This is a genomic window from Vallitalea guaymasensis (assembly GCF_018141425.1).
Lineage (GTDB): Bacteria > Bacillota > Clostridia > Lachnospirales > Vallitaleaceae > Vallitalea > Vallitalea guaymasensis.
The window spans coordinates 4,203,482-4,228,247 of record NZ_CP058561.1 but is presented as its reverse complement, the minus strand read 5'-3'; the positions used below and the strand labels follow the sequence as shown (position 1 = coordinate 4,228,247).

The window sequence follows — 24,766 nt, the reverse complement described above, 5'->3', positions numbered from 1 at the left end:
AACACCCCGCTTAATCTACAATATTTCCTTAAGAATATTTTACATCCTTTACATTAAGTCTAACCCTAACCAATGTTCCTGCTCCTACTTTTGTTTCAATCTGCAAACCATAATCACTGCCACAATATAATTTAATCCTTTGATTAACATTATTCAACCCGACTTTACTGAATTTATTTCTATCTGTTTGGGATTTAAATATTTTTTCTAATATTTCATCCTCAATACCTGGTCCATCATCTGTTATTTCAATAATCAAGTCTTCTCCTCTGGTAAAAGCTTTTATTTCAATATTCAATTCGTTGTTCTCATCACCAATACCATATATGATTGAGTTTTCAACTATTGGCTGCAAAAACAACTTTGGTACAGTAAGTCCCAAACAATCACTATCAATATTATAATTTAGATTAATCGCTTCGTTGAACCTTAACTTCTGAATGACAATATAGTTCTTAACATAATCTATTTCTTCTTCAAGGGTTATCATATCCCTGCCTAGATTAGTACTTATCCTTAATAATTTTATCAAGGCAGTAATAGCTCTACTGACACTTTTATTACCTTGAATCTTCGCCATCCACTTAATGGTATTCAGAGTATTGTATAAAAAGTGAGGATTAATCTGGGCATGAAGAGCTTCCAACTCCACTTCTTTTTTTGCTTGCTCTTCTTTGACCAATTTGTTGATAAGTACTTCCATCTCAGAAATCATATTATTAAGACTATCCCCAAGTTGTCCTATTTCATCATTGGAATGAACTTCTGTCCTAACTGTCAAATCACCTTGTTCAACTTTATTGATTACTTTTTTCATTTTCATCATAGGTTCCGTATATCTTATAGAAAAAAAGATCATGAATAGAATTATAACGATACCATACAAGAATCCTCCTAACAGAAAATATTTTTGTATGTTATTGATCTCTTCATATAGATAACCAGTAGAAATGGTTTTGATTATCTTCCAGCCATTACTGTCAATAGTGGAATATATTGCTACCTTATCTATTTTATCCTTGTACTGAACATAACTGTTATTATCTTTACTGGTCAGAACCTCATTAGCATAGCGTTTATACCTGATTGTTGTACCTATTTTACTTTTATCTGGATGACTGATTATTACTCCATTCTTATCACATATGAATAGTTCTACATTCTCATCATCTATCAAACTCTTGTAGGCTTGTTCCAAAATGACTTCTTCCATATTAATCATCAGATATCCATAATCGTCCAGTGTATTGAAATCAATGATTCTACGAGCCAATGTAAAATAATATTTATCAAAAATACCTGATAGTATTTCTATATTCTCTTTTTTGGTAGGTAGCCATACTGGTTGTCCAGAAGAATCCATAAGTGCTTTTTGAATAGAATATGCACTTGTTATTTTGGTAGCTCCAATAGAATATTTTCTACCTTGCATAACCAAGTCAATGACTTCAATATCATCTCTCGAAGTAATAAAACCTCTTAAAGTATTCTTGAAATCGTCATATCCATATTCCGATTCATTCTTGAGCATCTCAAGTAGATTGGTATTGGATATTATGACAGTAGAGAATTCCTCAATATCTTGCAAGATAAAGTCTATCTTATCTCCTGTTTCAAAAACAGATTGTATAGCTGTATCAGTATATTTGTTTTTTATGATTTCTTTGACAGTTCTTGAATAGGTGATAGATATAGCTATCACAGGAAGTGCAATTAAAACTATAGCTATTATACCAAGTTTGACACGCAAAGCATGATAGATTTTTATTCTTTTCATTTATATCTCTCCTGTGCCATTCATTCTTGTAATCTAATCTGTCTTAGTTCTTCATATATTTTATCACTTACTTCTTTTGAATCCAGATCATATTTTATCATATCATGAAGGTTACTTATTATCACCTGTTCCACATCATAGAAATTAGATATCTTAGGTCTTAGATATAGATTCTCAGGTTTCCAAGCATCCAACACAGCACTTTTGTGCTTAATAAAATTATCTTCAAATTGTATATCCACAGTTTCTGTGTTAATATCATATGCTGATTTTCTTGTTGGAAGACTGCCGCCTTCAGGATGTTCAAGTACTTTTAACTGCATGTCCTTAGAAGTAGCCCAAGTAATGAATAACCATGAAGCTTGTTTTTCTATATCAGAAGCATATTTGTTAATTCCTATTCCTGAACCGCCAAAAATGTTTGCACTTCTTTCATCTCCATTAGGCAATATGGAATAGCCCACTTTTCCTGCAACTTTTGAGTGCAATTCATCTTCCATATAAGTATAGTTCTCATCCCAATTAGGCATCATAGCTATTTCCCCGTTTCTAAAAGCATTAGCTGAATCTGTCCAATTCCATTCAACACTCTCTGGCGCAGCTGTCTTTAGAATCTCTTTATATACATCAAGAGCTTTTAAGAATTCTTTATCTTTTACATTAATATTTTTGAATGATTTCAAACCAAGAGTATTGATGTTTTCATCAAAGAAATAATCTCCCCCATAAGAAGCCAACACATTGGAAAAATCGCAAAAAATAGAATTATGTTTTTGAGCCATATGACCACTGCCATACTTTATTTCTTCATCCGGTACATTTTCATCAATCCACTTAGAAACTTCAATATACTTTTCCCAAGTAAAACCTTTAGTACCAGGAGTAGGGTCATACCCTTTTTCTTCAATGAACTTATCTTTATAAGCATCAAAAATATCTTTTCTATAATATAAAATCATAGTAGTACTGTCAAATGGCACAGTATATAAATGGGTATCTTCCTCAAAATAAGAAATAACCCTGGTCTGATATTCTAAAAAATCATCTGTATAACCAATTATATGGGGATAATCAGGATTGGTGTTGTATGAATTAAGAACCTCCAAATAGTTATAAAATCTATTAAGAGTTTGATATGGATCAACATATATGAGCTGGTATTTACCATCTTTTGCAATAAAATCCAGATTTACCTTTTGAACTAGAGTATCAAAATCTACAGCTTTTACTTTGATATTGATTCCAGTTATATCCTGGAATTCTTCACTTTCATGCAAAATAACATTAGCATATAGATTATTTTCAACAATAAAATTAAGAGTAATACCCTCAAACTGTCGAATATCATAATTCTCAGGTAAATCCAGATTTTCAAAATTAGTTCCCATCAAAATATTATTATCATTCTTTACTTGTGTATTTTGTTTCATATCTTCATTATTATATCTAGCAAGGAAGGTCGTAATTAAAAGCCCTATTACTATCAAAATTATAGCTAACGTCTTTTTGTTCATTTATGTCACCCACTTGTAAGTTAGATATTTTATATATTACGTTATTATATCACATTATTCAAATACTATAAAAGGAAATATTTTATCCAAAATGCTTATCCTTACATGAAATTAATAAATCTCTTTTACCTGTGTTCCCTCATAATAATGATTAAGTATTTTCTTAAAATCATGCCCTTTATCAACCATGCCTTTCACACCATTTTGACTCATTCCAACACCGTGACCGTAGCCGCCCCCTCTGAATATTACCTTGACCAAATTACCATCCTTATCATACTCTTTATCCATTATATAAAAAGCACTAGGCATCAATTTTTCAACTATCTTTTCACTTTTGTTCTGTAATATAACTGGAACTGTTTCTTTACCTTCTATATAACTAACTGGCGAAACCAATAACCTGATATTATATTCTGTTGCTACCTTAACAATACCCTCAGAACCTTCAATAATCATTTCTGTAATGTTGCCACCTTTACCTCTTTTATATATACCAATATCTTTTAATGTTCCAATACTGTCAATAGGTCTGCTTCTGAATATTTTATTTTCATCAAGGGTCTTAATAAGTTTTGGCTGCTTCTTATATTGATTACCTATAGTACTGTTAATACATGCTTCAATATGCTCTTTTGTCAATTCAACGGACCATCTGTAATAGGCAAACTTCTTATCATAACCATCAACCTTATCATCCAATATAAACTCTCTAAAAAGCTCTTCATCTTCTAGATTATCATATTTGGTTTCACCATCAAATTGAGGCTTAGCCCTAAGATACTTGGGAGAGGTTGTTGGAAATTCTGTATTACTATAGTGTGGCCATACCTCTCCTGAACTTGCTGTAAAACCACAGGAAGTCGAAAAGAAATTAGCAGAAACCACATTGCCATTAAATGTTAATCCCATTTTACTGGTTTCATTTACAGCTTTTATGGATGTTTCATTTTCAGATGCATTATTATATACTTGTGAACTGACGCTATCAATAACATGAGCACCATATTTACAATAACTGTTTGAGTAAAACTGAGTATACGCATAACTCCTAGCACATACAGCTTGAGTTTTTGACGCTTCTATACCATAGGAAGTCGGCATTTCACTAGGAACAACTGCATATAGATACTCTTCAACAGGAACCTCATTCACAATCAAATAACCTTCTTTTTCTTTTGCAACCTCTATTACTCCCCTATAAGAAGGATTGAAATCATTACCTCTCTTAATACTATTAATTGTTATCTTACCATTATCTAATGCCTTAACGTATATCCTATCATTAGATTCAAAATAATTATCATTAATATTTATAATCTCTCCAGCTTTACTTTGCTTTTTATTATCTCCATATTCTATTATGTAATCGGTTGTTGCTGTTATTGATACATTCTTATGATATTTACTCTTGAATTTATCGGTGCTTATTAGCACTCTTATATCCTTAATATCCACCTTATCCCTAATAATTGCTGCACATACTAATCCATTATCATCAACAACGAAGTCAGTGGAATCATATCCAACAATGATATTATTAATGCTTTTCCAACGAATACCACTTACCGTTGAATAGATTTTAGCATCATCTGTTAGAGAATATGTGCCCAATTCATCTAAGTCTACTTTTTCACTGCTCATCAACATAACTTTACCTGCGACTTTTTGCTCTTTTAATAGAATACCAGTAATATGTCCCTTATCAATAATTATATCTCCTATCACATCATTCTTCTGTTTGTATTTATCATGGTTTATAGTTAATTCTCTACTGATTCCTCCCATAAATACAGTAGCAATATTCCCATCAATCTTTTCAATATACGCATTGGTAAGTTTTGGTGTTTCATTTATAACTCTCTTGACTGCAACAATTTCTCTATCCCTAATTATTACTTCAATCTCTTTATCCAAATATCTATCAAGAGTCAGACCCTCAAAAGTATACATGCCATAATTAGTAGCCATTTGCCAAGAATTCAAACTGGCACTATTGGCTGGTGTTGCAAATACTGTCAATTTCTTGGTTCTTATTCCACCTTCATCTTTATTCTTGTCACATAGCACTTCAAAGAAGGTCATAAAATCTTCATAACTTACTGCTTCATCCTTATTTGTCATCTCTACATGTAATCTATCTAAATTAATACCAAATCTTTCACTAATAGTCTGTAATTCATTAATAGTTAGAGGTCTCAGTGGATTAAAAGTCTTACTGCCACCTAACATCCATTTATTGATTACTACCATATTAATATATTTGTCAAACCAATTTTCTGGTGTTGTGTCTTCAAATTCTATTTCTCGGTCACTGATTTCAATAGTTCTTTTGTCAAAATTTGCAAGTGATATCATTTTTGCTGCAACAGCTCTTGTAACAATCATATCGCTTTTAATAATTATAGGTGGTTCATTATTGTCATCTTCATTATCTCCTTTTGGAGTAACTGAATCATTATCTGTGTTGTTTTCTACCTGAGTACTATTACTTATCGTATTATCTTCTACTGTATCCTTAGTCTTCGTACATGCACATAACATGATAATTATTAATAAAGTGGCACCTAAAATTTTACTATATTTCATTTAATAACCCCCATATATTGTTTCATTTGTAAAATATATACTCCACAGTATATTTTATCACAGATTCTAATTTTATACTAATAAATTAAGCTATCTGCCAAGATATTTGTTAATAGTTTATAATCAATAACTTAATCTTGTATAATATATATATTATTTTAGGCTTGTTTATACCAATTTTTTATTTTTATTACAATTTTATATTTTCAAATGATGGATATTTAGTAATATAATTCACATTTCAAGTTCTATCTGGTAATCTTTTTATATATAAAATCCAAAAAAACTGTGTTATCATTAATAAAACAAGGGGTATTTTTCCTAAGTTTCACCCCAATGGCAATGATGAATAAAAGGTCATTATGAATGTCATTATATTTTATCCTTCATTGTATTGAATTGTCTAATAATTTATGTTATACTATCTTCAACAATCTGTAAATACATAATCAAGGAGGCAACGATATGAATAAATCTTATGGTTTACCTGGAAAACAAGGTCTATACGATCCACAATTTGAAAAAGATAACTGTGGCGTTGGCTTTGTAGCTCATATGAAAGGTAATAAATCCCATACAATTATAGAGCAAGGACTGGATGTATTAGTTAATCTAACTCATCGTGGAGCAGTAGGTTCTGACCCTGATTCTGGTGACGGTGCAGGTATCTTAATCCAAATCCCTCATGAATTCTTAAAAAAAGAAATGGCTGCATTAGATTTCACTTTACCTGATGAAGGTGATTACGGTGTTGGAATGGTCTTTCTACCTCAAGAACCTAATGCTAGATATTTCTGTGAAGGTGTATTTGAAAAATACCTTGCCAGTGAAAACCTTGAGTTAATTGGATGGAGACATGTCCCTGTTAATGAAAGAGCCTGTGGTTTGACTGCAAGAGGAACAATTCCTGTAGTACACCAGATTTTTATTAAAAGAGGCGATCTTACTGCAACAGAATTTGAAACCAAATTATATATTGTTAGAAAGCTGGTTGAAAAAGCTATAAGAGAAGCATATCATACTTATACTGAAGCTTTTTACATTTGCAGCCTTTCAAGTAAGACAATGATATATAAAGGACAGTTACTTGCTAGACAAATTCCAGAATTCTACCCTGATCTAAAAGCTCCTTCAATGGTTAGTGCTATTGCTTTAGTTCACCAAAGATACAGTACTAATACCTTTCCATCATGGGATAGAGCCCAACCATTCCGTTTCTTAGCTCATAACGGCGAGATTAATACTCTTAGAGGTAATGTTAATTGGATGAATGCAAGAGAAGGTATCCTCAAATCAGATATTCTAGGAGAAGATATTAAAAAACTTTTCCCAATAATAACACCTGATGGATCAGATTCAATGAATTTGGATAATGCATTGGAACTATTAGTAGCCAGTGGCAAATCTTTATCACATGCCATATCCATGTTGATACCAGAAGCATGGCAAGAACATGCTACCATGGATGAAGATAAGAAAGCTTACTATGAATATCATGCAAAACTCATGGAACCTTGGGATGGTCCTGCTGGTATTGCATTTACAGATGGTATCGAAATCGGTGCTACACTTGACCGTAACGGACTTCGTCCAGCAAGATATTTAGTAACTGATGATGATTTGGTTGTAATGGCATCTGAAACAGGAGTTTTACCATTTGAATCAGAAAACATAATCAAAAAAGGAAGACTAGAACCTGGAAAGATGTTTTTAATAGATACTAATGAAGGAAGAATAATCTCAGATGAAGAAATCAAAAAAGAACTGTCATCTGAAAAACCATATAAAAAATGGGTTGATAAGAATAAATTAACTTTAGAAGATTTACCTTATCCTCATGACCCAGCAGTACTTAGTCAAGATAGAATTATTAGAATACAAAAAGTTTTCGGTTATACAGAAGAAGAACTAAAAAGAATTATTGCTCCTATGGTTGAATTAGGTAAGGAAGCTATTAGCTCAATGGGTAATGATGCACCTCTTGCTGTGTTATCAGAAAAACCTCAACTGCTAAGTAATTACTTCAAGCAACTATTTGCACAAGTAACAAATCCACCTATTGACCCTATACGTGAAAAATTAGTAATGTCCCTAAAACAATTCATTGGTTACAAGGGTAATATTCTAGGTGAGTTAAATGAGAAGAAAAATATTAACTTCATTGAATTAGATTCACCTATACTTGACAACGCTAGTTTTGAAAAGATACGTCATATTCACCATAAAGATTTTAGAGCAGTCAAGATTCCAATTATCTTCCCTGTTTCAAAAGAAGGTGAAGGTCTACAAGAAGCTCTTGATTCTCTTAATGAACGAGTTATAAACAATATCAACGAAGGATACAATGTAATCATTTTAAGTGATCGTAACATTGATAAATACAATGCTCCAATACCTAGTTTGTTAGCTACTTCAAGTGTTCATCACCACTTGATAAAACAAAAATTAAGAACCAAAGTAGATATCATCGTAGAGACTGGTGATGCTAGAGATGTTATGCATATGGCATTGTTAATAGGTTATGGTGCAACTGCTGTCAATCCTTATGTCGCTCTTGATACCATTATGCATCTTGTTGAAAACAAACTATATGTTACAGAAGATATATCCTACGAAGAAGCTTACTCAAGATATAAAAAAGCTATAGGAAACGGTTTATTGAAGATATTATCAAAAATGGGAATTGGAACACTTCAAAGTTATCATGGAGCACAGATTTTTGAAGCTGTGGGTATTAACAGTGACATCATAAACAAATACTTCCCTGGAACACCTTCAAGAATCCAAGGTATCGGTATTGATATTATTGCAAAAGAAGTGATTATGCGCCATAGCGTAGCCTTCAATTCACTTAGAAATCCTTATCAGAACTTATTGGAAGGTGGTAATTTACATTGGAGAAAAGAATCTGAAGCACATTTATTCAATCCAGATACTATTAGTAAATTACAACAGTCTTGTAGAACTGGCAATTACGATTTATACAAAGAATATGCAGGGCTTATCAATAACCAAAGTGAAAAACTATGTACAATACGTAGTATGCTAGACTTTTCTACAATGGGTTCTATACCTCTAAGTGAAGTTGAACCTGTAGAGAATATAGTCAAACGTTTTGCAACAGGCGCAATGTCCTTTGGTTCACTAAGTAAAGAAGTTCATGAAACCCTAGCATTAGCTATGAATAAATTAGGTGGTAAATCAAACTCTGGAGAAGGTGGCGAAGACCCTGCCAGATTTGTAAAAGATAAAGACGGCAGCTCAAGAAATAGTGCCATCAAGCAGGTAGCTTCTGGACGTTTTGGTGTAACTGCCGAGTATCTTGTCAACGCAGAGGAAATACAGATAAAAATGGCTCAAGGAGCTAAACCAGGTGAAGGTGGTCATCTACCAGGACACAAAGTAACTGAAGCCATAGCTAAGGTACGTCACTCAACACCAGGTATTGACCTTATTTCCCCACCACCTCATCATGACATCTATTCTATAGAAGACCTTGCTCAACTTATTTATGACCTGAAAAACATTAATGAAGAGGCAAGAATAAATGTTAAGCTTGTTTCAGAGGTTGGTGTAGGTACAGTTGCAGCAGGTGTAGCTAAGGCACATGCAGATGTAGTTCTTGTATCAGGTCATGACGGAGGTACAGGTGCTTCACCAGCAAGTTCAATCAAATACGCTGGTCTTCCTTGGGAACTTGGATTAGCTGAGACTCAACAAACATTACTTATGAATGACCTTCGTAGTCGTATTGTTGTTCAGACAGACGGTCAGTTAAAGACTGGTAGAGATGTTGCAATCGCCGCATTACTTGGAGCAGAGGAATTTGGTTTTGCAACAGCGGCATTAGTAGTTAGCGGATGTATAATGATGAGAAAATGTCAAAAGAATACATGTCCTGTAGGAGTTGCGACACAAGACCCTGAGTTGCGTAAACATTTTAAAGGTAAACCAGAACATCTAATCAATTTCTTTACCTTCTTAGCTACTGAACTTAGAGAATATATGGCTGAAATGGGCTTTAGAACAATTGATGAAATGGTTGGCCGTGTAGATATGTTGAAACCAAACCAATCCAAGATGCATTGGAAAGCAAAAGCTATTGATTTTGATTCTATTTTATATAGACCAGAACTTCCATCAAGAATACAGCCAAAATGTGTTAAAGAGCAAGAACATGGTTTGGAAGATATTTTTGATAGAACTCTAATATCTGATGCAGCTGAAGCAATTGATTCAAAGAGCAAAGTATATAAAGAATATCCAGTTAAAAATATCCATAGAACTGTAGGAACTATGTTAGCAGGTAAAGTAGCCAAAAAATATGGTGATAACGGTTTAACTGATGATACAATCCATTACAAATTCAATGGTTCTGCCGGTCAGACTTTTGGTGGATTCGCTACTTCTGGTATGACATTAGAACTTGAAGGTGATGCTAATGATTACTTAGGTAAAGGCTTATCAGGCGGAAAGCTCATAGTATATCCTGATAAGAACGCTACCTTTGATGCAGGCGAGAACATCATAGTAGGTAATACGTTATTATACGGAGCAACAGATGGTGAAGTATATATAAATGGTATTGCCGGAGAACGTTTTGCAGTTAGAAACTCTGGTGCTACAGCAGTAGTTGAAGGTGTTGGAGATCACGGTTGTGAATACATGACAGGCGGTATTGCTCTGATTCTAGGTTCAACTGGTAGAAATTTCGGTGCTGGTATGAGTGGTGGTATTGCATATGTTCTTGATGAAATAGGAGATTTTGAAAAGAATAGATGTAACTACCAATTAGTTATTACAGAAACTATCCAAGATGAAGACATTACAAGAATCAAAAGATTATTGGAAAATCATATAAAATATACTGATAGTGAAAAAGCAAAAACAATCATTAATAATTTTGAACAGTACAAAGATAAGTTTATTAGAGTTATATCTCCAGCGTACAAAGAAATATTACTAGAAAAAAACCTTGAATTCAGGGGGTGCAGATAATGGGTAAAGCAACAGGTTTTAAAGAGTTCGAAAGAAAATTAGGAAATTACAAACCAGAGCTAGACAGAGTTAACAATTTTGATGATATCTATGTTCCATTAGAAGATGAAGAGATTAAGGTTCAAGCTTCTAGATGTATGGATTGTGGAGTACCTTTTTGCAGCTATAACTGCCCTCTTGGTAATATCATCCCTGACTACAATGACTTAGTTTATAATAATCAGTGGGATAAAGCTTTGGAAGTTCTTCATACTACAAATAACTTCCCAGAATTTACTGGTAAAATATGTCCTGCTCTATGTGAATCAGGATGTGTACTTGGTATTAATAGAAAGCCTATCACATGTAAACAGATAGAACTTGCAATTATAGAAAAAGGTTGGGAAAAAGGTATAGTAAAACCTCAACCGCCTGCCGTATATACTGGCAAAAAAATAGCTGTTGTAGGTTCTGGTCCATCTGGACTGGCTGCCGCTCAACAATTAGCAAGAGTAGGTCATACAGTTACAGTTTATGAACGTGCAGATGCAATTGGGGGCTGCCTAAGATATGGTATTCCTGATTACAAGCTTCCACAACTCTATATAGACCGTAGAGTCAATCAAATGGAAGAAGAAGGTGTTGATTTTAAGACTAATACTAATGTAGGTAAAGATGTCAGCGTAGAAGACTTGAAAAACAAGTATGATGTAATATGCTTGACAGGTGGTTCAACAACACCTAGAGACCTTGATGTATCAGGTAGAAATTTGGATGGTATCCATTTTGCAATGGAATTCCTGCCACAAGCTAATAAAAGGAATGTAGGAAAAGATATTCCTGCTAATGAATCCATAACTGCTAAGGATAAAAAGGTAATTGTTATAGGTGGTGGAGATACAGGGTCTGACTGTGTCGGTACTTCCATTAGACAAGGTGCAGCTGATGTAATACAGCTTGAATTACTGGATGCTCCCCCTGCCGATAGAAGCTCAGGACAGCCTTGGCCAGTTTATCCAATGATTCTTAGAACTTCTACTTCTCATAAAGAAGCAATGGCTAAGTTTGGTAAGGATATAAGGAATTACAGCATAGCTACTAAATCCTTTGAAGGCAAAGACGGAAAAGTAACAAAAATCAATTGTGTAAAACTTAAGTGGTCTACTGATGAAAATGGTAGAAAGACTATGGAAGAAGTTGAAGGCAGTGAATTTCAGCTTGATGCTGATTTAGTACTTTTTGCTATGGGATTCTTACATCCTGAACATAAAGGTATGTTGGATGACCTTGGAGTTGAATATGATGGACGTGGTAATGTATTAGCTGCTGCTAATTGCATGACCAATATTGAAGGAGTTTTTACGGCTGGTGACATGAGACGTGGTCAATCACTAGTTGTTCATGCAATAGCCGAAGGTCGAAAACTGGCTAAATCAGTTGATGAATATCTTATGGGTACTACTTACCTAAGAAGTTCATTATAATACATTAGAATATGCCAAATATATTTTAAAAAAGTTAATTTATTATTGTTCTTATAATCAGTATGGTAATATTTATGTATATTTAAGGTAAATATTACCATACAAAACCAAATAATTCTATAAAATGATATTTTCATGGTAAAATTACACTGAAAACTAAAATAAAATCATAAAATTTTATGTTTATTGAATAAAAATATTAATTCTTTTTAAAATAAAATTTGACATTTCTCGCTGTATATGATAGTCTATATTAGTAAAGAATTACAAATAATTTTATTTCGGAGGATGTTTTAATGAAAACAGGTATCGTAAAATGGTTTAACAGCGAAAAAGGATTTGGATTCATTTGTGTTGAAGGTGAAGATGATGTATTTGTACATTTTTCTGCAATTCAAGGTGATGGATTTAAAACTCTAGAAGAAGGCCAAAAAGTTGAATTCGAAGTTGTCGAAGGCGCTAGAGGACCTCAAGCAGAGAATGTAGTTAAGCTATAATAAATGAACGAAATAAAAAGAAGGTATATTACCTTCTTTTTTTCATGTCCATTTATTGACATGTTTTATTTACATAGATATTCTCTTACTTCTGGAGCATATCTGCCTGATACTAATTTGCCATCTTCTACCAATCCGTCTTCTTTACGTTCTTTTAATGTATCAATCATAAGATTCTTCCATAACTGAATCTTATCATGTTGCTTTTCATCATTAATAATATTTTTCATTTCATTAGGGTCGTTTTCTAAATCAAAGAAATACTCTTTTCCTGAATAACTTTCCCATATATATTTTTCTTTTCCATCAGTAACAAATTGCCATCCTTCAACCATATTCTTACTAACAAAACTATGTTCTCCATGTATAAATGTTCTAGTTTTTTCATCTTTTCCTTCTAATGCAGATAAAAGACTTATACCTTCTACTTCTTCTGGTATTTTTAGTTTGGCTGCTTCAAGTATTGTAGGCATAATGTCCATATGGGTAACAGGAAGTGTTCTTTTTCCTGTTATCTTACTTTCAGGGGTTCTTATTATAAAAGGAATCCTTGCAGAACCTTCCATTGGAGTTACTTTTCTGAATGATAGATGGTCACCCATCAAATCTCCATGATCGGAGCAAAAGATTATGTATGTATTATCATATAACCTATTTTTCTTCAGCCAGAAAATCAAGCGTCCTATTTGGGCATCAATATGAGTAATTGAGCCGTAATATGCTCTTCGCATCCTATCTAACAGATAATCAGGTAATTCCCCTCTAAAAGAATCAACTTCCTCTATTTCTCTACTATTTTCTTTTTTTGCCCAATCCCCCACTGGAATAGGTGGCAATTCCTTGTCTTTATACAGATCATAATAATATTTTGGTGGATCATATGGTGAATGAGGTCTGTGGTATCCTATTTGTATAAAAAATGGTCTGTGGGGATCTCTGTTTTCAAGCATTTCTATTGCATTATCAGTAGTCCAATTAGTAGGATGAAGATATTCGTCTGCTTCCCAACTATACCTCATCCATGTATTATTATTCCACTCTATTGCTGGGTCTTTTACTTTCCCATTGGTTTCTTTTTCAAGCCAGCGATGATAATCGCTCTTAACATCACCTAACTTCTCCTGCGGGTCATACAATCTGAGTTCCTCAAACCCTAATCTTACCCTTTGTGGATAAAAATGTGTCTTTCCTACACACATTGTATGATAGCCTCCATCACGAAGCTCCTTCATTAATGTATGTTCATATCTCCAAGGGATGCCATCCCTATATCCTGGTCTGCCGCAAGTTGACGGAGTCTGCCCTGTTGCAAGACATGCTCTAGCTGGAATACAACTAGGTGCAGCTGCATAAGCATGATTGAACATTACTCCTTCAGATGCCAGAGCATCCAAGTAAGGCGTCTCTATAATAGGGTTATCATCTTTTCCTAAACAATCACCTCTCCATTGATCTGGAAATATAAAAACAAAATTAGGTCTACTAGCTTCCATTACATCATCTCCTATTCCTTCAATTCATCAGAAGCTATACTTTTGTAAATATTACTGGTAAAAATATATATTTAAAGCCTATTTATATTCTACTTTAAATTACTTGATATTAACATGATAATTTTTACTTTTTTTGATATATATTTATAAAAAAAATCACGATTCTCATACTGAACTAAGAATCGTGATTTTTATAGTTAATGATTTTTTTAATTATGCTAAGATATTTTTGCTATACTTCTAGATGCTACAATATCTACATTTGTATTACATATATCCTTTATTATAATATCCCCTCTATTAATTGGTGCTCTAACTGTCATTTTGTACAATTCATTGACACATTCAAATATTTTACTTTTTGGTATCTCATCATTACTGATTACTGGCAATCTTTTCAAATGACTTCCATCTATTTTTACTGTAGTTGTCAACATTCTTTTAGGATTAACATATTCGTTTTCACCGAACACCTTACCTCTATTGCAAGTATTTCCTTCTACAATTATATTATCTCCTTCTTGATAAACAGTCAGATGGCAACTCATAGGACAAACAATACATGTAAATTCTTTTTTCATAATCTACCCCACCTTTACACTAATGGTCAACTCATTATTACTTGACTTGATTTTTTCACTTTTTATATTTTCAACAATCATTTCAGGTGGTAATACTACGACATGTTTTTTATCCAAACAAATCTCTCCGTCAATTTCACCAATCACTTTAACTTTTTTCTCTTTCTGCTTAACTCTAAAATATATAGGAAGCTGTTCTTCCAAGTTGTTTTTCCTGATTATCTGTGGTACTACAAAATTAACGTTTTCACCAGGAACAACTGATTGATATTCATCTTTCAGATTAAGATTCCCTTCCAGATATCTAGCTGCTCCACGACCTGCTATCTCTCCCGTTATGGATACATAATCTACTAAATCAAATACCGTCACTACATTTCCAGCAGCAAAAACACCTTCAACTGATGTCATGAAACTTTCGTCTACCACTGGTCCTTTTGTTCTTGGATCAATCTTGACTTCCAGTTTTCTAGACAATTCATTTTCAGGTATTAATCCAACTGCAAGAACCAATAAATCGCATTCAATGTATTTTTCTGTACCCTTTATAGGATTTCTATTATTATCTACCTGGGCTACTGTCACACCTTCCAATTTCTTGTTACCATGTATTCTTACAACTGTTGTTGACAGGTGCATTGGTATATTATAATCATCCAAGCATTGACAGATATTTCGTGTTAATCCTCCTGGAGAACTCATTAGCTCATAGACACCTTCTACCTTAATACCTTCAAGTGTCATTCTTCTTGCCATAATAAGTCCAATATCACCTGAACCAAGAATTACTGCTTTTTTACCTGGGAGATATCCTTCCATATTTATATATCTCTGTACAGTACCTGCCGTAAGTACACCACTTGGTCTTGTACCCCATATAAATACTTGGGAACGGGTTCTTTCTCTACATCCCATGGCAAGGATGATTGCTCCACATTTTATTCTCATCATGCCTTCAGACTCATTCATTGCATATATTATCTTTTCTTTAGTTATTTCTAAGACTATAGTTTTTATCTTTACATCTATATCTTGATTATCTACTTCTTCTATAAAATTCTCAGCATACTCACAACCGGATAATCTTTTTCCAAATCTATGCAATCCGAACCCATCATGTATGCATTGCTGTAAGATTCCGCCTAATTCTACATCTCTTTCAATTATAAGTACATTTTCTACGCCTTGTCTCTTAGCTTCTGTAGCCGCTGCTAACCCAGCTGGTCCGCCACCGATAACAGCTACGTCTGTTTCAATATATTTCATCTAATCCCTCCTTTCCATTACACTCTACTGTTTTTATCTAGGACATATGAATCTGAACCTTTTAGAGTTATTTCTGTAGGTTCTTTTTTCAACTCCCTAGCAAGTATTTCTAATACTCTAGGACCACAAAAACCACCTTGGCATCTACCCATTCCAGCTCTTGTTCTACGTTTTATAGCATCTATAGTTGTTGCTGGTATTTCAGAATGTATAGCATCTAATATTTCTCCTTCGGTTATTAGCTCACATCTACATATTATATTCCCGTATTTGGGATTCATCTTTATTAGTTCATCTTGTTCTTCATGGGATAAGTCCCTGAATTGTACCTTAGGTTTCCTAACTGGATTAAAGTTTTTATTTAGAGGCATATCCCCCATATCATCTTTTATTATTCCTCCAACCATTTCTGCTATTGCAGGTGCCGATGCTAACCCAGGTGATTGTATTCCTGCTACATTGATAAACCCTTTTACTTTTTTTGACATACCTATTATAAAATCTTCTTTATAATCTGCCGCTCTGATACCTGCAAAAAAAGTGATTACTTCTGATTTCTTGACTTCATCTGTAACACGCTGACCTAATTTTATTATATAATCCATATCACTAGCTTCTACTGACTTATCTTCTTTAGATGGAATCTCTGTAGCAGTTGGTCCCCATAATAGATTTCCTTCTGGCGTTACACAAGCTCCACCGCCTTTTGAGTTAGTACTTTTACTTCGTCCACTTCTTGTTCCAGCTGGTCTGTTAAAGAAACCTTTTCTATTCTTATCAAATATGGCTATGGCACCTCTTCTAGGATGAATTGTAAAAAATCTGTCTCCAGCCATCTCAGCTATGTTATCTGTATATACTCCAGCACAATTAATGACATATTTACTTTCAATGATGCATTTATTGGTTATTACCCCTTTAGTCTTTCCGTCTTCTGTCAGTACATCTAGGACTTCTGTATCCAACATGAATGTTACCCCATTCTGGACTGCATTTTCTGCAAAGGCTATACATACTTCATAAGGTTCAACCAATCCCATTGTGGACATTAAAAATCCTCCAATAGGCTCACCTTTTAGGTTTGGTTCTAATTTATTGACCTCTTCTTTATCCAACCATTCTAGTCCAGGAACTTTCATAAATTGTCTCGCTGGCTTAACTAGATATCCTAGTTTAGATTTTTTTAGGAACTTGAGTCCTAACATCTTTCTCCATTCACTTTTATCATAAACAACGTTTAAGGAACCAGATCTTATTAGTTTAAAATTAAGGTCTTCAGACAGCTTTGTATATAATTCATTGCCTCTTAGATTGAGTTTTGCTTTTAAAGTCCCAGGTTTAGCTAGAACCCCTGGATGAATATTACCATTATTGGCTTTTGTTGCTTCTTCTGCTATATCACTGTTCTTTTCAACTATTATTGTGCTTAGATTGTATTTGGATAATTCTCTTGCAATTGCACAGCCACAGATCCCTGCGCCTATTATTAAGATATCGCATTTCTTATGTACATTCTCTTGCAGAGTCTTTTTGATTTTTTGGCTATTATCTTTTTGTGGTATAGTTATCCCCCGTGCTGTTATATCGTTCACCACATTATTAACACCTTTTACTTTTGCAACAATATGACCAATATCTACTACATGCTGCCATTCATCAACTTCCCCTGTCAGAGTAACAATTTTGTCAGATGAGATTTCTATGCCTATATCATAACAAGAAAGTTCTTTTACACTTTTTATGGCTTTTATAATCTTATCTTTCATGACCTCTCTCCATTCATTTGACACTTAGATTTAATTAATATTAATCTTCCAAACATTTCCCAACTGGACGTCTATACGTCTATACTAACTTTAATTTTGTTATTTGTCAAGATTGGGGAAAGAAAATTCTTAATAATATTTTCTATGGTGAGGAATTGAATAATAATTATAGAAGATACTTTAATTTATTCATATGTGATTTATTTGTTCACCACTATGTTAAATAAATATCTTCTTCCACCCATTAATATAAAACGTTAAAAAGGAGATACATCAATCTGCATCTCCTTTTTAGCATTTCATATTTTCATTATATAATATTTTATTGTAAGAACATTTTTATATCATCTTCCACGTTAGTAATACCACCGATACCAAATGTTTCTACTAATACTTTAGCTACGTTTGGTGATAAGAATGCAGGAAGTGTAGGTCCTAAGTGAATATTCTTCACACCTAGATGCAATAAAGCCAATAACACTATTACCGCTTTTTGCTCATACCATGCAATATTATATGCAATAGGTAATTCATTGATATCATTAAGTTCAAATACCTCTTTTAATTTGAGAGCAATGACAGCAAGTGAATATGAATCGTTACATTGTCCAGCATCCAATACTCTAGGAATCCCACCTATATCACCTAAAGGTAATTTATTATACTTATATTTTGCACAACCAGCTGTAAGGATTACTGTATCATCAGGTAATTGTTTAGCAAAATCTGTATAATAATCTCTTGACTTCATTCTTCCATCACAACCAGCCATTACAAAGAATTTCTTGATTGCTCCAGATTTGACAGCTTCAACAACCTTATCAGCAAGTGCAAAAACTTGAGCATGTGCGAAACCACCAACTATTGACCCTGTTTCAATTTCAGTAGGAGAATCTAATTTCTTAGCATGTTCTATAATCTCACTGAAATCTTTTTTACCATTCTCGTCAGCTTCAATATGCTTACATCCAGGGAATCCTGAAGCTCCAGTTGTATATATTCTATCCATATGATTTGCCTTTGGAGGTACTATACAATTAGTAGTAAATAACACTGGTCCATTGAATGATTCAAATTCTTCTTTTTGTTTCCACCAAGCATTTCCATAGTTTCCTACGAAATTATCATATTTCTTGAATGCTGGGTAATAATGCGCTGGTAACATCTCACTATGTGTATATACATCAACACCAGTTCCCTTAGTCTGCTCTAATAATTGTTCCAAATCGCTAAGGTCATGACCTGATATTAATATGGCAGGATTATTTCTTACACCTATGTTTACTTCTGTTATTTCTGGATTACCATAAGTAGAAGTATTAGCTTCATCAAGCAATGCCATAGTATCTACACCATATTTTCCAGTTTCAAGAGTAAGTGCTACTAACTCATCTGCACTTAGAGTATCATCTAATGTAGCAGCTAATGCTTTAGTAATGAATGCATATATTTCATTATTTTCTTTACCTAAGTTATAAGCATGATGTGCATAAGCAGCCATACCTTTTACTCCATATGTTATTAATTCTCTTAATGAACGAACATCTTCATTTTCAGTTGCCAATACCCCTACAACTACACTGTCTGCTTTCGCTTCCATTTTACTATTTGAATCTGCTGTCCATGTAGCGCTATCATGTAAGTTTTCAAGAACAATACCTTTTTCTTCTAATTTAGTCTTTAATCCTTCTCTTAGTATTAGTCCTTCTCTTATTGTCTGATAAAATGCGTTTTCATCAAAATTAGCATTTGTTATTGTCATGAATAATCCATTTACTATAAATTCATCCACTTGGTTAAGATCAATCTCAACTTTTCTAGCCTCATTAGCAAATATTGAAAGTCCCTTCATAGTATAGATAAGTAAGTCTTGTAGATTAGCTAGTTCTGGTTTTTTGCCACAAACTCCTGCTAATGTACAACCTGTTCCCTTTGCAGCCTCTTGACATTGATAACAAAACATAGTTCACACAACCTTTCATATTTTTATTTTAATTATGTTTTAATTTTTGTTTTTTGTTAACCACTGACCAAAGTATAGCATGAGGTGAATTAGAATTCTGTAACTTATGTTACGAATGAGAAATTTTTAACAAATTCAAGACAGTTATTTTAGATACTTTTGATTTCCAGGCAAAAGATTTTTACCTTAAGCATGGATATGAAGTTTTTGGGGTATTAGATGAGTGCCCTCCAAAACATAAGTATTACTTTTTGAAAAAGAATATATAGTTTAACATATAGATAATCTACTATAAAATGCTATTTTTACATATGAAGCTAAAGCTGTTTAATTTATGACAGCTCTAGCTTCATTTTATTTTTAATATAACATAGGATACGAATAAATCTAGAATTTTGTCAATACTAATAATATACATGCAGTAAAAAGAAAGGGATTTTAATATTGTCCCTTTCTTCCAGTGGGTTAAGGTGTGAGGAGTGAGAATTGTTACATTAATTTTATAATACCATTATTCGACCTAATGGTATCTGCCCTCTTTCATCAATGTTTCTTATTAACATAACACTTCTCCATAACAAGTATAAGAAAAATATGTTTTTTTGTCAAGCTATTCAATCACTATTTTAAAATAAATTAGGTATTAAATGCACTTGTTAAGTCTAGCATAAATATGTAAGTTATAAACAAGGAAAATGGGGTGATAAAAGTGAGTGACATATTAAATATTGTTGGCAATAGAATAAGGCAATTTAGAACAGCAAAAAATCTAAGCCAAGAGGAATTAGCCCTTAAAGCAAATGTTGACCCCACACATATTGGTAGAATCGAAAGAGGGGTAAATAACGCTTCCATTGAAATGCTAAACAAAATTATTACCGCTATGGGGATAAGTTTAGAAGATTTTTTCAAGCAAACTCAACAACCCTATAATACAGATGATGAAGTATTATCCAATATAATAGCCAAGTTAATACTGTTAAATAAAGATGAAAAAGAAAGTATGTTAGAATTTGTTACAAATTATAAGTTAATGAAAAAAGAATAAGGTCTCAAACTATTACATGAAAAATTATAAAAAAAAGCTATATCCCAATGATGAGATATAGCTTTTGATATCAACAGTCTAAGACTGACTAATGGGGTTATTGAATCTAATATAACTTAGCATCTGCCCAATCACCATGGTCAGAATTAATTCCGTCTCCACCGTCGGTAATGACTAATTTCAATTCATCAACACCAGTTATATCCTCATTGATTTCCTTATAAGAATCACTAGGAGTCATTACACCACTTTCGTAAATCTTTTCTCCATCTGCATATACCTCAAAAACCATTGTTGAGTTTGTTCCTACTTCGTCATCTACGCCAATATGAGAATAGAAAGTTGTATATGCTCCATCTAAGTTATAGATAATCTCACTACTTGCATGGGTACCAAGCCCTTTTGAATAGGTATTCCCATCAATTGTCAATGGATTACCGTCTACACTTGTATCTTTTTTAACAGAACCCCAATCTGACTGTGCACTTGTCCAGTTTAGGTCACTTAGATATACAACTGTAGTTACTTCCTTATCAATTAGTAACATAGGATTTCCCCAATCAGCATGGTCATGATTTTTGTTGTCTCCTCCATCTGTTACAACTAACTTTAATCTATTATTATCTTTAATATTAACCTTTATGCTCTCAACTGAATCAGTACCATAGAGCACGTTGCTTTCATATAATGGTGTTGCATCATCGTCACCATATACTTTGAATATAACAGAACCATTAACACCTGTTTCATCATCTAGACCTATATCACATTGGAACCAGTCGTACTGACCATTGATTTGATAAACAATCTCACTATCTGCATGTGTTCCAATTCCCTTATCATAGTTGTTTCCACCTATAGTGATAGAATTGCCACCATTGGATTTATTAAGTTCAACATCGCCATAACCAGCTGTTGCCAAATCCCATTGGTAATATGTAAGGGAAATCTGTGTATCTGAAGGAATCAAAACATCTAATGGTTTTGTTTCAGCCACTTCTCCATTACTTAATCTGGTAACTTCTAGAACTAGAGTTACTGTTGCTTCAGTAGCTGGTGGTGTAATACTTCCATCTAATCCAACAATAGAAGTATCACTTGATGTTTTAACACCAATTGTATAACCCTCTGGTACTTCAGGTAATGTTAATTGTGTTTGTGCTACCCCTGGCATATCTATAAATCTGATTTTACGCGCTAATACAAGTGCAGATTGCAAATCAACCTCTGGATTGTAAATAAGTCGTGCATCAGCCCAGTTAGCTCTGTCATTATAACTACTACCTGCATCGTCAACAACTAATTTCAATTGATTCATATCTGTAACATCAATATTCATAGTTTCAATAGGACTTGTGTGAGTCAATGTGCTTGTTTCTCTTAATAATTGGTCGTTGTCCCCATATACTCTGAATATGACATCACCATTACTTGTTACACTTTCGTCTAATCCAACATCTACAATGAAGCTAGAGTACAATCCATCTAAATCATAGACTATTTCATTGTCTGCATGAACACCTAATCCCTTAAAATAAGAGCGTTCATTAATATCAATGGTTCTACCATCATAATCCAAATCTTTATTAACTGTGGTATAACTTCCTCCAACACTAGCTGAGGATATATCACTTAAGTATACAAAATCAGCTGGAGCTTCTGATGGTAATTCTTCAAGGTTCGTATAAACTTTTGCATCTCCCCATGTTCCATAATCACGATTACTACCATCGCCAGCATCATAAGTTACTAAATCAAGTACTCTTACACCTGTCAAATCAATATCTACTTCTTTTGCTGAATCTGATACACCCATAACTTGACTATCAAAGACTTTTTCGTTATCTGCATATACTCTAAAGACAACTGAGCCGCTAGTTTGATCTTCTCTCACATCATCAAGCCCTACTGTTGCTGTGAATCTACTAGCTTCACCATCTAAATAGTAACGAATAGTTGTATTTGCTAATGTACCCAATCCTTTTTGATAGTTTTTCTCATCAATCATAATAGCATTTTCGCCATAACTTGTATCTAATTTCAATTTATCTTCATCTGTAACATACGCCCATTGTTGATCACTAAGATATAAGAATCCAGGATGTGTTTTGTCGACTTTTACTGTCTTCTTTTCTCCTGATTGTACACTTAAAGATACATATGATATAGTCTTACCATTTAGCTCTCCAACCGTAGCTTGAATAGTTTGACCATCTACTTCTAATGAATCAACTTGACCATAAAAACAAGCTTCCCATGTCATTGTAGAACCTGATGTGTTTTCAAATGTGGTTTGATCAGTTCCATCGTGTCTAACTGATACTTTATTGGATCCAATAGGAATATTATCTACTTGAACCCATGGAACTTCTTTTGTTAAACGTGGAATAGTGGAAACTTTATTATTTGGAGCATCTGGTTCAACACCCATCATACCTGTAATAACATTAGATATGTTCAAGAAAAATATTTCAGGATATGTTGTATTATGTTCAAGCACCTTTTTAGTCCAATGCCATCCCATAGCATTCTCACCATGTTTATAGAATGTATCAGCTAGGTATGTTTGCGCTTCTTCATTCAGTGGGTCAACAAATGCATTGTAATGAATGAAATCCAAGTATCTATCTGTTCTAGGACCATTATCTGTAAGTAATTTCATTGGCATGAAAAAGCTATTTTCATGTCCCCAATTTGTTCTTGTATCTCCGAACTTATCAAAAGCACGTATGTATATTTGCTCTTCTTCTGAATACCAGTTCTCTTCAAAATATTCTCTAAGTGCAATCGCTCTATTACGAATTTCTTGAGCTTTTGTCATTTCCCCTCGTGCCTCTAGAATACCTGCATATGCTAATAATGATTGATATTGAACACCATATGTATCACCAGCTTCAACTATCATACCTCTCTCTTCAAATTCCCATAAGGTAGGTAAGATATCCATGTTTCCGCCACCGTCAGCAATACCATTATTATTTACATCATGTGAACCCATAAACGCATCAATTGAATGTAAATTTTCAGCATATTCCAATATCTCTGGGTCATTAATCCATCTGTCATCCCCTGTCCATAGGTATTGACGATAGATTTTTTCTAATAGCTCAAAAGGAGCAGGCAACTCTTGAAAACCCGCATCCATATAATAAGGGTAACCATAGAAATCATAAGACCATTTTGGCCAGTATGGTTTTATAGTGTTATCGTTAGCACCTATTGCAAAAAGTTGGAGCATTGTAAAGTTTTCATTATCAAGACCTAACAAGTGTCCTGCATCAGTTTGGTGACAGATATCACGAAGGCAGAAACATTCCCTATAGTGATTACCGCCTTCATTAGCAGGTACTCCGTGATAACTTCCCCAATAAGAAGGAATTACTGTATCTACCCCATAATGTTGAGTTATTCGTGGTTCCCATTCACCTCTTGGTTCATTTTCAGGTGAAACAACTTGTACTTCAAGGACATTTTGCTTAGATAAATTAAATCTTTGCTCTAACATTTTGTTAGCTGATGTAATCCGTAAATCACTTTCACTCTCCGTAGATGCCATAGCAATAGTCGTTGTAAAGTTTGACAATGACATTGTCACTACCACTAAGCTGATGAAAAAGACTTTAACCTTATTATACATTTTTTTCCTCCTATACAATAATTTTCTAAATTTTGGTACATCTTAATTTTAACATCTATAATCCTATATCTATATGATATAAAACTACATTAATAGGACTCATTTCTATAATCCTAATCAAAATAGCAACAATTAGAAAATCAAAAAAAATGATTCCTGATATATACAGAGAAT

13 protein-coding genes are annotated in these 24,766 nt (G+C 33.4%); 4 read left to right on the top strand and 9 right to left on the bottom strand.

Annotated elements, in window-relative coordinates; translation table 11 throughout:
• Positions 1 to 28: 28 nt before the first annotated feature.
• The 3 genes from HYG85_RS18105 to HYG85_RS18095 all read right to left on the bottom strand — a co-directional run bounded on the left by HYG85_RS18105 (position 29) and on the right by HYG85_RS18095 (position 5,880).
• Positions 29 to 1,777, bottom strand: coding sequence for a sensor histidine kinase (locus HYG85_RS18105; RefSeq protein ID WP_212690848.1), 1,749 nt, complete (start codon positions 1,775 to 1,777; stop codon positions 29 to 31).
• A gap of 20 nt (positions 1,778 to 1,797) precedes the next feature.
• Positions 1,798 to 3,291, bottom strand: coding sequence for an extracellular solute-binding protein (locus HYG85_RS18100; protein WP_212690847.1), 1,494 nt, complete (start codon positions 3,289 to 3,291; stop codon positions 1,798 to 1,800).
• Between the two features lie 111 nt (positions 3,292 to 3,402).
• On the bottom strand, positions 3,403 to 5,880 hold the full coding sequence (locus HYG85_RS18095; protein ID WP_212690846.1) for a SpoIID/LytB domain-containing protein: 2,478 nt from the start codon (positions 5,878 to 5,880) through the stop codon (positions 3,403 to 3,405).
• A 465-nt stretch (positions 5,881 to 6,345) separates the two neighbouring features.
• Here HYG85_RS18095 and gltB point away from each other — a divergent pair, with 465 nt between their 5' ends.
• From gltB to HYG85_RS18080, 3 genes are all read left to right on the top strand, one after another.
• A complete protein-coding gene (gene gltB, locus HYG85_RS18090) occupies positions 6,346 to 10,878 on the top strand; it encodes a glutamate synthase large subunit (RefSeq protein WP_212690845.1) in 4,533 nt (1,510 codons plus the stop codon).
• Entirely contained in the window at positions 10,878 to 12,341 is a 1,464-nt protein-coding gene (locus HYG85_RS18085) for a glutamate synthase subunit beta (protein ID WP_212690844.1), read from the top strand. Before gltB ends, HYG85_RS18085 begins: the two co-directional genes overlap by 1 nt.
• A gap of 296 nt (positions 12,342 to 12,637) precedes the next feature.
• Positions 12,638 to 12,838, top strand: coding sequence for a cold-shock protein (locus HYG85_RS18080; protein WP_113676178.1), 201 nt, complete (start codon positions 12,638 to 12,640; stop codon positions 12,836 to 12,838).
• Between the two features lie 65 nt (positions 12,839 to 12,903).
• On the opposite strand, the gene HYG85_RS18075 is transcribed toward HYG85_RS18080, so the two are convergent.
• The 5 genes from HYG85_RS18075 to hcp all read right to left on the bottom strand — a co-directional run bounded on the left by HYG85_RS18075 (position 12,904) and on the right by hcp (position 19,907).
• Positions 12,904 to 14,331, bottom strand: a complete 1,428-nt coding sequence (locus HYG85_RS18075; protein ID WP_212690843.1) for an arylsulfatase — start codon at positions 14,329 to 14,331, stop codon at positions 12,904 to 12,906.
• A gap of 218 nt (positions 14,332 to 14,549) precedes the next feature.
• On the bottom strand, positions 14,550 to 14,912 hold the full coding sequence (locus tag HYG85_RS18070; protein ID WP_212690842.1) for a DUF1667 domain-containing protein: 363 nt from the start codon (positions 14,910 to 14,912) through the stop codon (positions 14,550 to 14,552).
• Positions 14,913 to 14,915: 3 nt separating this feature from the next.
• On the bottom strand, positions 14,916 to 16,178 hold the full coding sequence (locus HYG85_RS18065) for an NAD(P)/FAD-dependent oxidoreductase (protein WP_212690841.1): 1,263 nt from the start codon (positions 16,176 to 16,178) through the stop codon (positions 14,916 to 14,918).
• A 17-nt stretch (positions 16,179 to 16,195) separates the two neighbouring features.
• A complete protein-coding gene (locus tag HYG85_RS18060) occupies positions 16,196 to 17,944 on the bottom strand; it encodes an FAD-dependent oxidoreductase (protein WP_212690840.1) in 1,749 nt (582 codons plus the stop codon).
• A gap of 322 nt (positions 17,945 to 18,266) precedes the next feature.
• Positions 18,267 to 19,907 (bottom strand): hydroxylamine reductase, encoded by a 1,641-nt coding sequence (hcp, locus tag HYG85_RS18055; protein ID WP_212690839.1) that lies wholly within the window; start codon positions 19,905 to 19,907, stop codon positions 18,267 to 18,269.
• A gap of 709 nt (positions 19,908 to 20,616) precedes the next feature.
• Here hcp and HYG85_RS18050 point away from each other — a divergent pair.
• Positions 20,617 to 20,955, top strand: a complete 339-nt coding sequence (locus HYG85_RS18050) for a helix-turn-helix domain-containing protein (protein ID WP_193774833.1) — start codon at positions 20,617 to 20,619, stop codon at positions 20,953 to 20,955.
• A 106-nt stretch (positions 20,956 to 21,061) separates the two neighbouring features.
• On the opposite strand, the gene HYG85_RS18045 is transcribed toward HYG85_RS18050, so the two are convergent.
• Positions 21,062 to 24,592, bottom strand: a complete 3,531-nt coding sequence (locus HYG85_RS18045) for an NPCBM/NEW2 domain-containing protein (protein WP_212690838.1) — start codon at positions 24,590 to 24,592, stop codon at positions 21,062 to 21,064.
• Positions 24,593 to 24,766 lie beyond the last annotated feature (174 nt).

Excerpts from the sequence above, each read along its gene's own strand:
- HYG85_RS18075 (WP_212690843.1), bottom strand. The coding sequence starts at position 14,331 with ATGGAAGCTAGTAGACCTAATTTTGTTTTTATATTTCCAGATCAATGG.
- HYG85_RS18105 (WP_212690848.1), bottom strand. The coding sequence starts at position 1,777 with ATGAAAAGAATAAAAATCTATCATGCTTTGCGTGTCAAACTTGGTATA.
- hcp (WP_212690839.1), bottom strand. The coding sequence starts at position 19,907 with ATGTTTTGTTATCAATGTCAAGAGGCTGCAAAGGGAACAGGTTGTACA.
- HYG85_RS18060 (WP_212690840.1), bottom strand. The coding sequence starts at position 17,944 with ATGAAAGATAAGATTATAAAAGCCATAAAAAGTGTAAAAGAACTTTCT.
- HYG85_RS18095 (WP_212690846.1), bottom strand. The coding sequence starts at position 5,880 with ATGAAATATAGTAAAATTTTAGGTGCCACTTTATTAATAATTATCATG.
- HYG85_RS18080 (WP_113676178.1), top strand. The coding sequence starts at position 12,638 with ATGAAAACAGGTATCGTAAAATGGTTTAACAGCGAAAAAGGATTTGGA.
- HYG85_RS18070 (WP_212690842.1), bottom strand. The coding sequence starts at position 14,912 with ATGAAAAAAGAATTTACATGTATTGTTTGTCCTATGAGTTGCCATCTG.
- gltB (WP_212690845.1), top strand. The coding sequence starts at position 6,346 with ATGAATAAATCTTATGGTTTACCTGGAAAACAAGGTCTATACGATCCA.
- HYG85_RS18085 (WP_212690844.1), top strand. The coding sequence starts at position 10,878 with ATGGGTAAAGCAACAGGTTTTAAAGAGTTCGAAAGAAAATTAGGAAAT.
- HYG85_RS18045 (WP_212690838.1), bottom strand. The coding sequence starts at position 24,592 with ATGTATAATAAGGTTAAAGTCTTTTTCATCAGCTTAGTGGTAGTGACA.
- HYG85_RS18100 (WP_212690847.1), bottom strand. The coding sequence starts at position 3,291 with ATGAACAAAAAGACGTTAGCTATAATTTTGATAGTAATAGGGCTTTTA.
- HYG85_RS18065 (WP_212690841.1), bottom strand. The coding sequence starts at position 16,178 with ATGAAATATATTGAAACAGACGTAGCTGTTATCGGTGGCGGACCAGCT.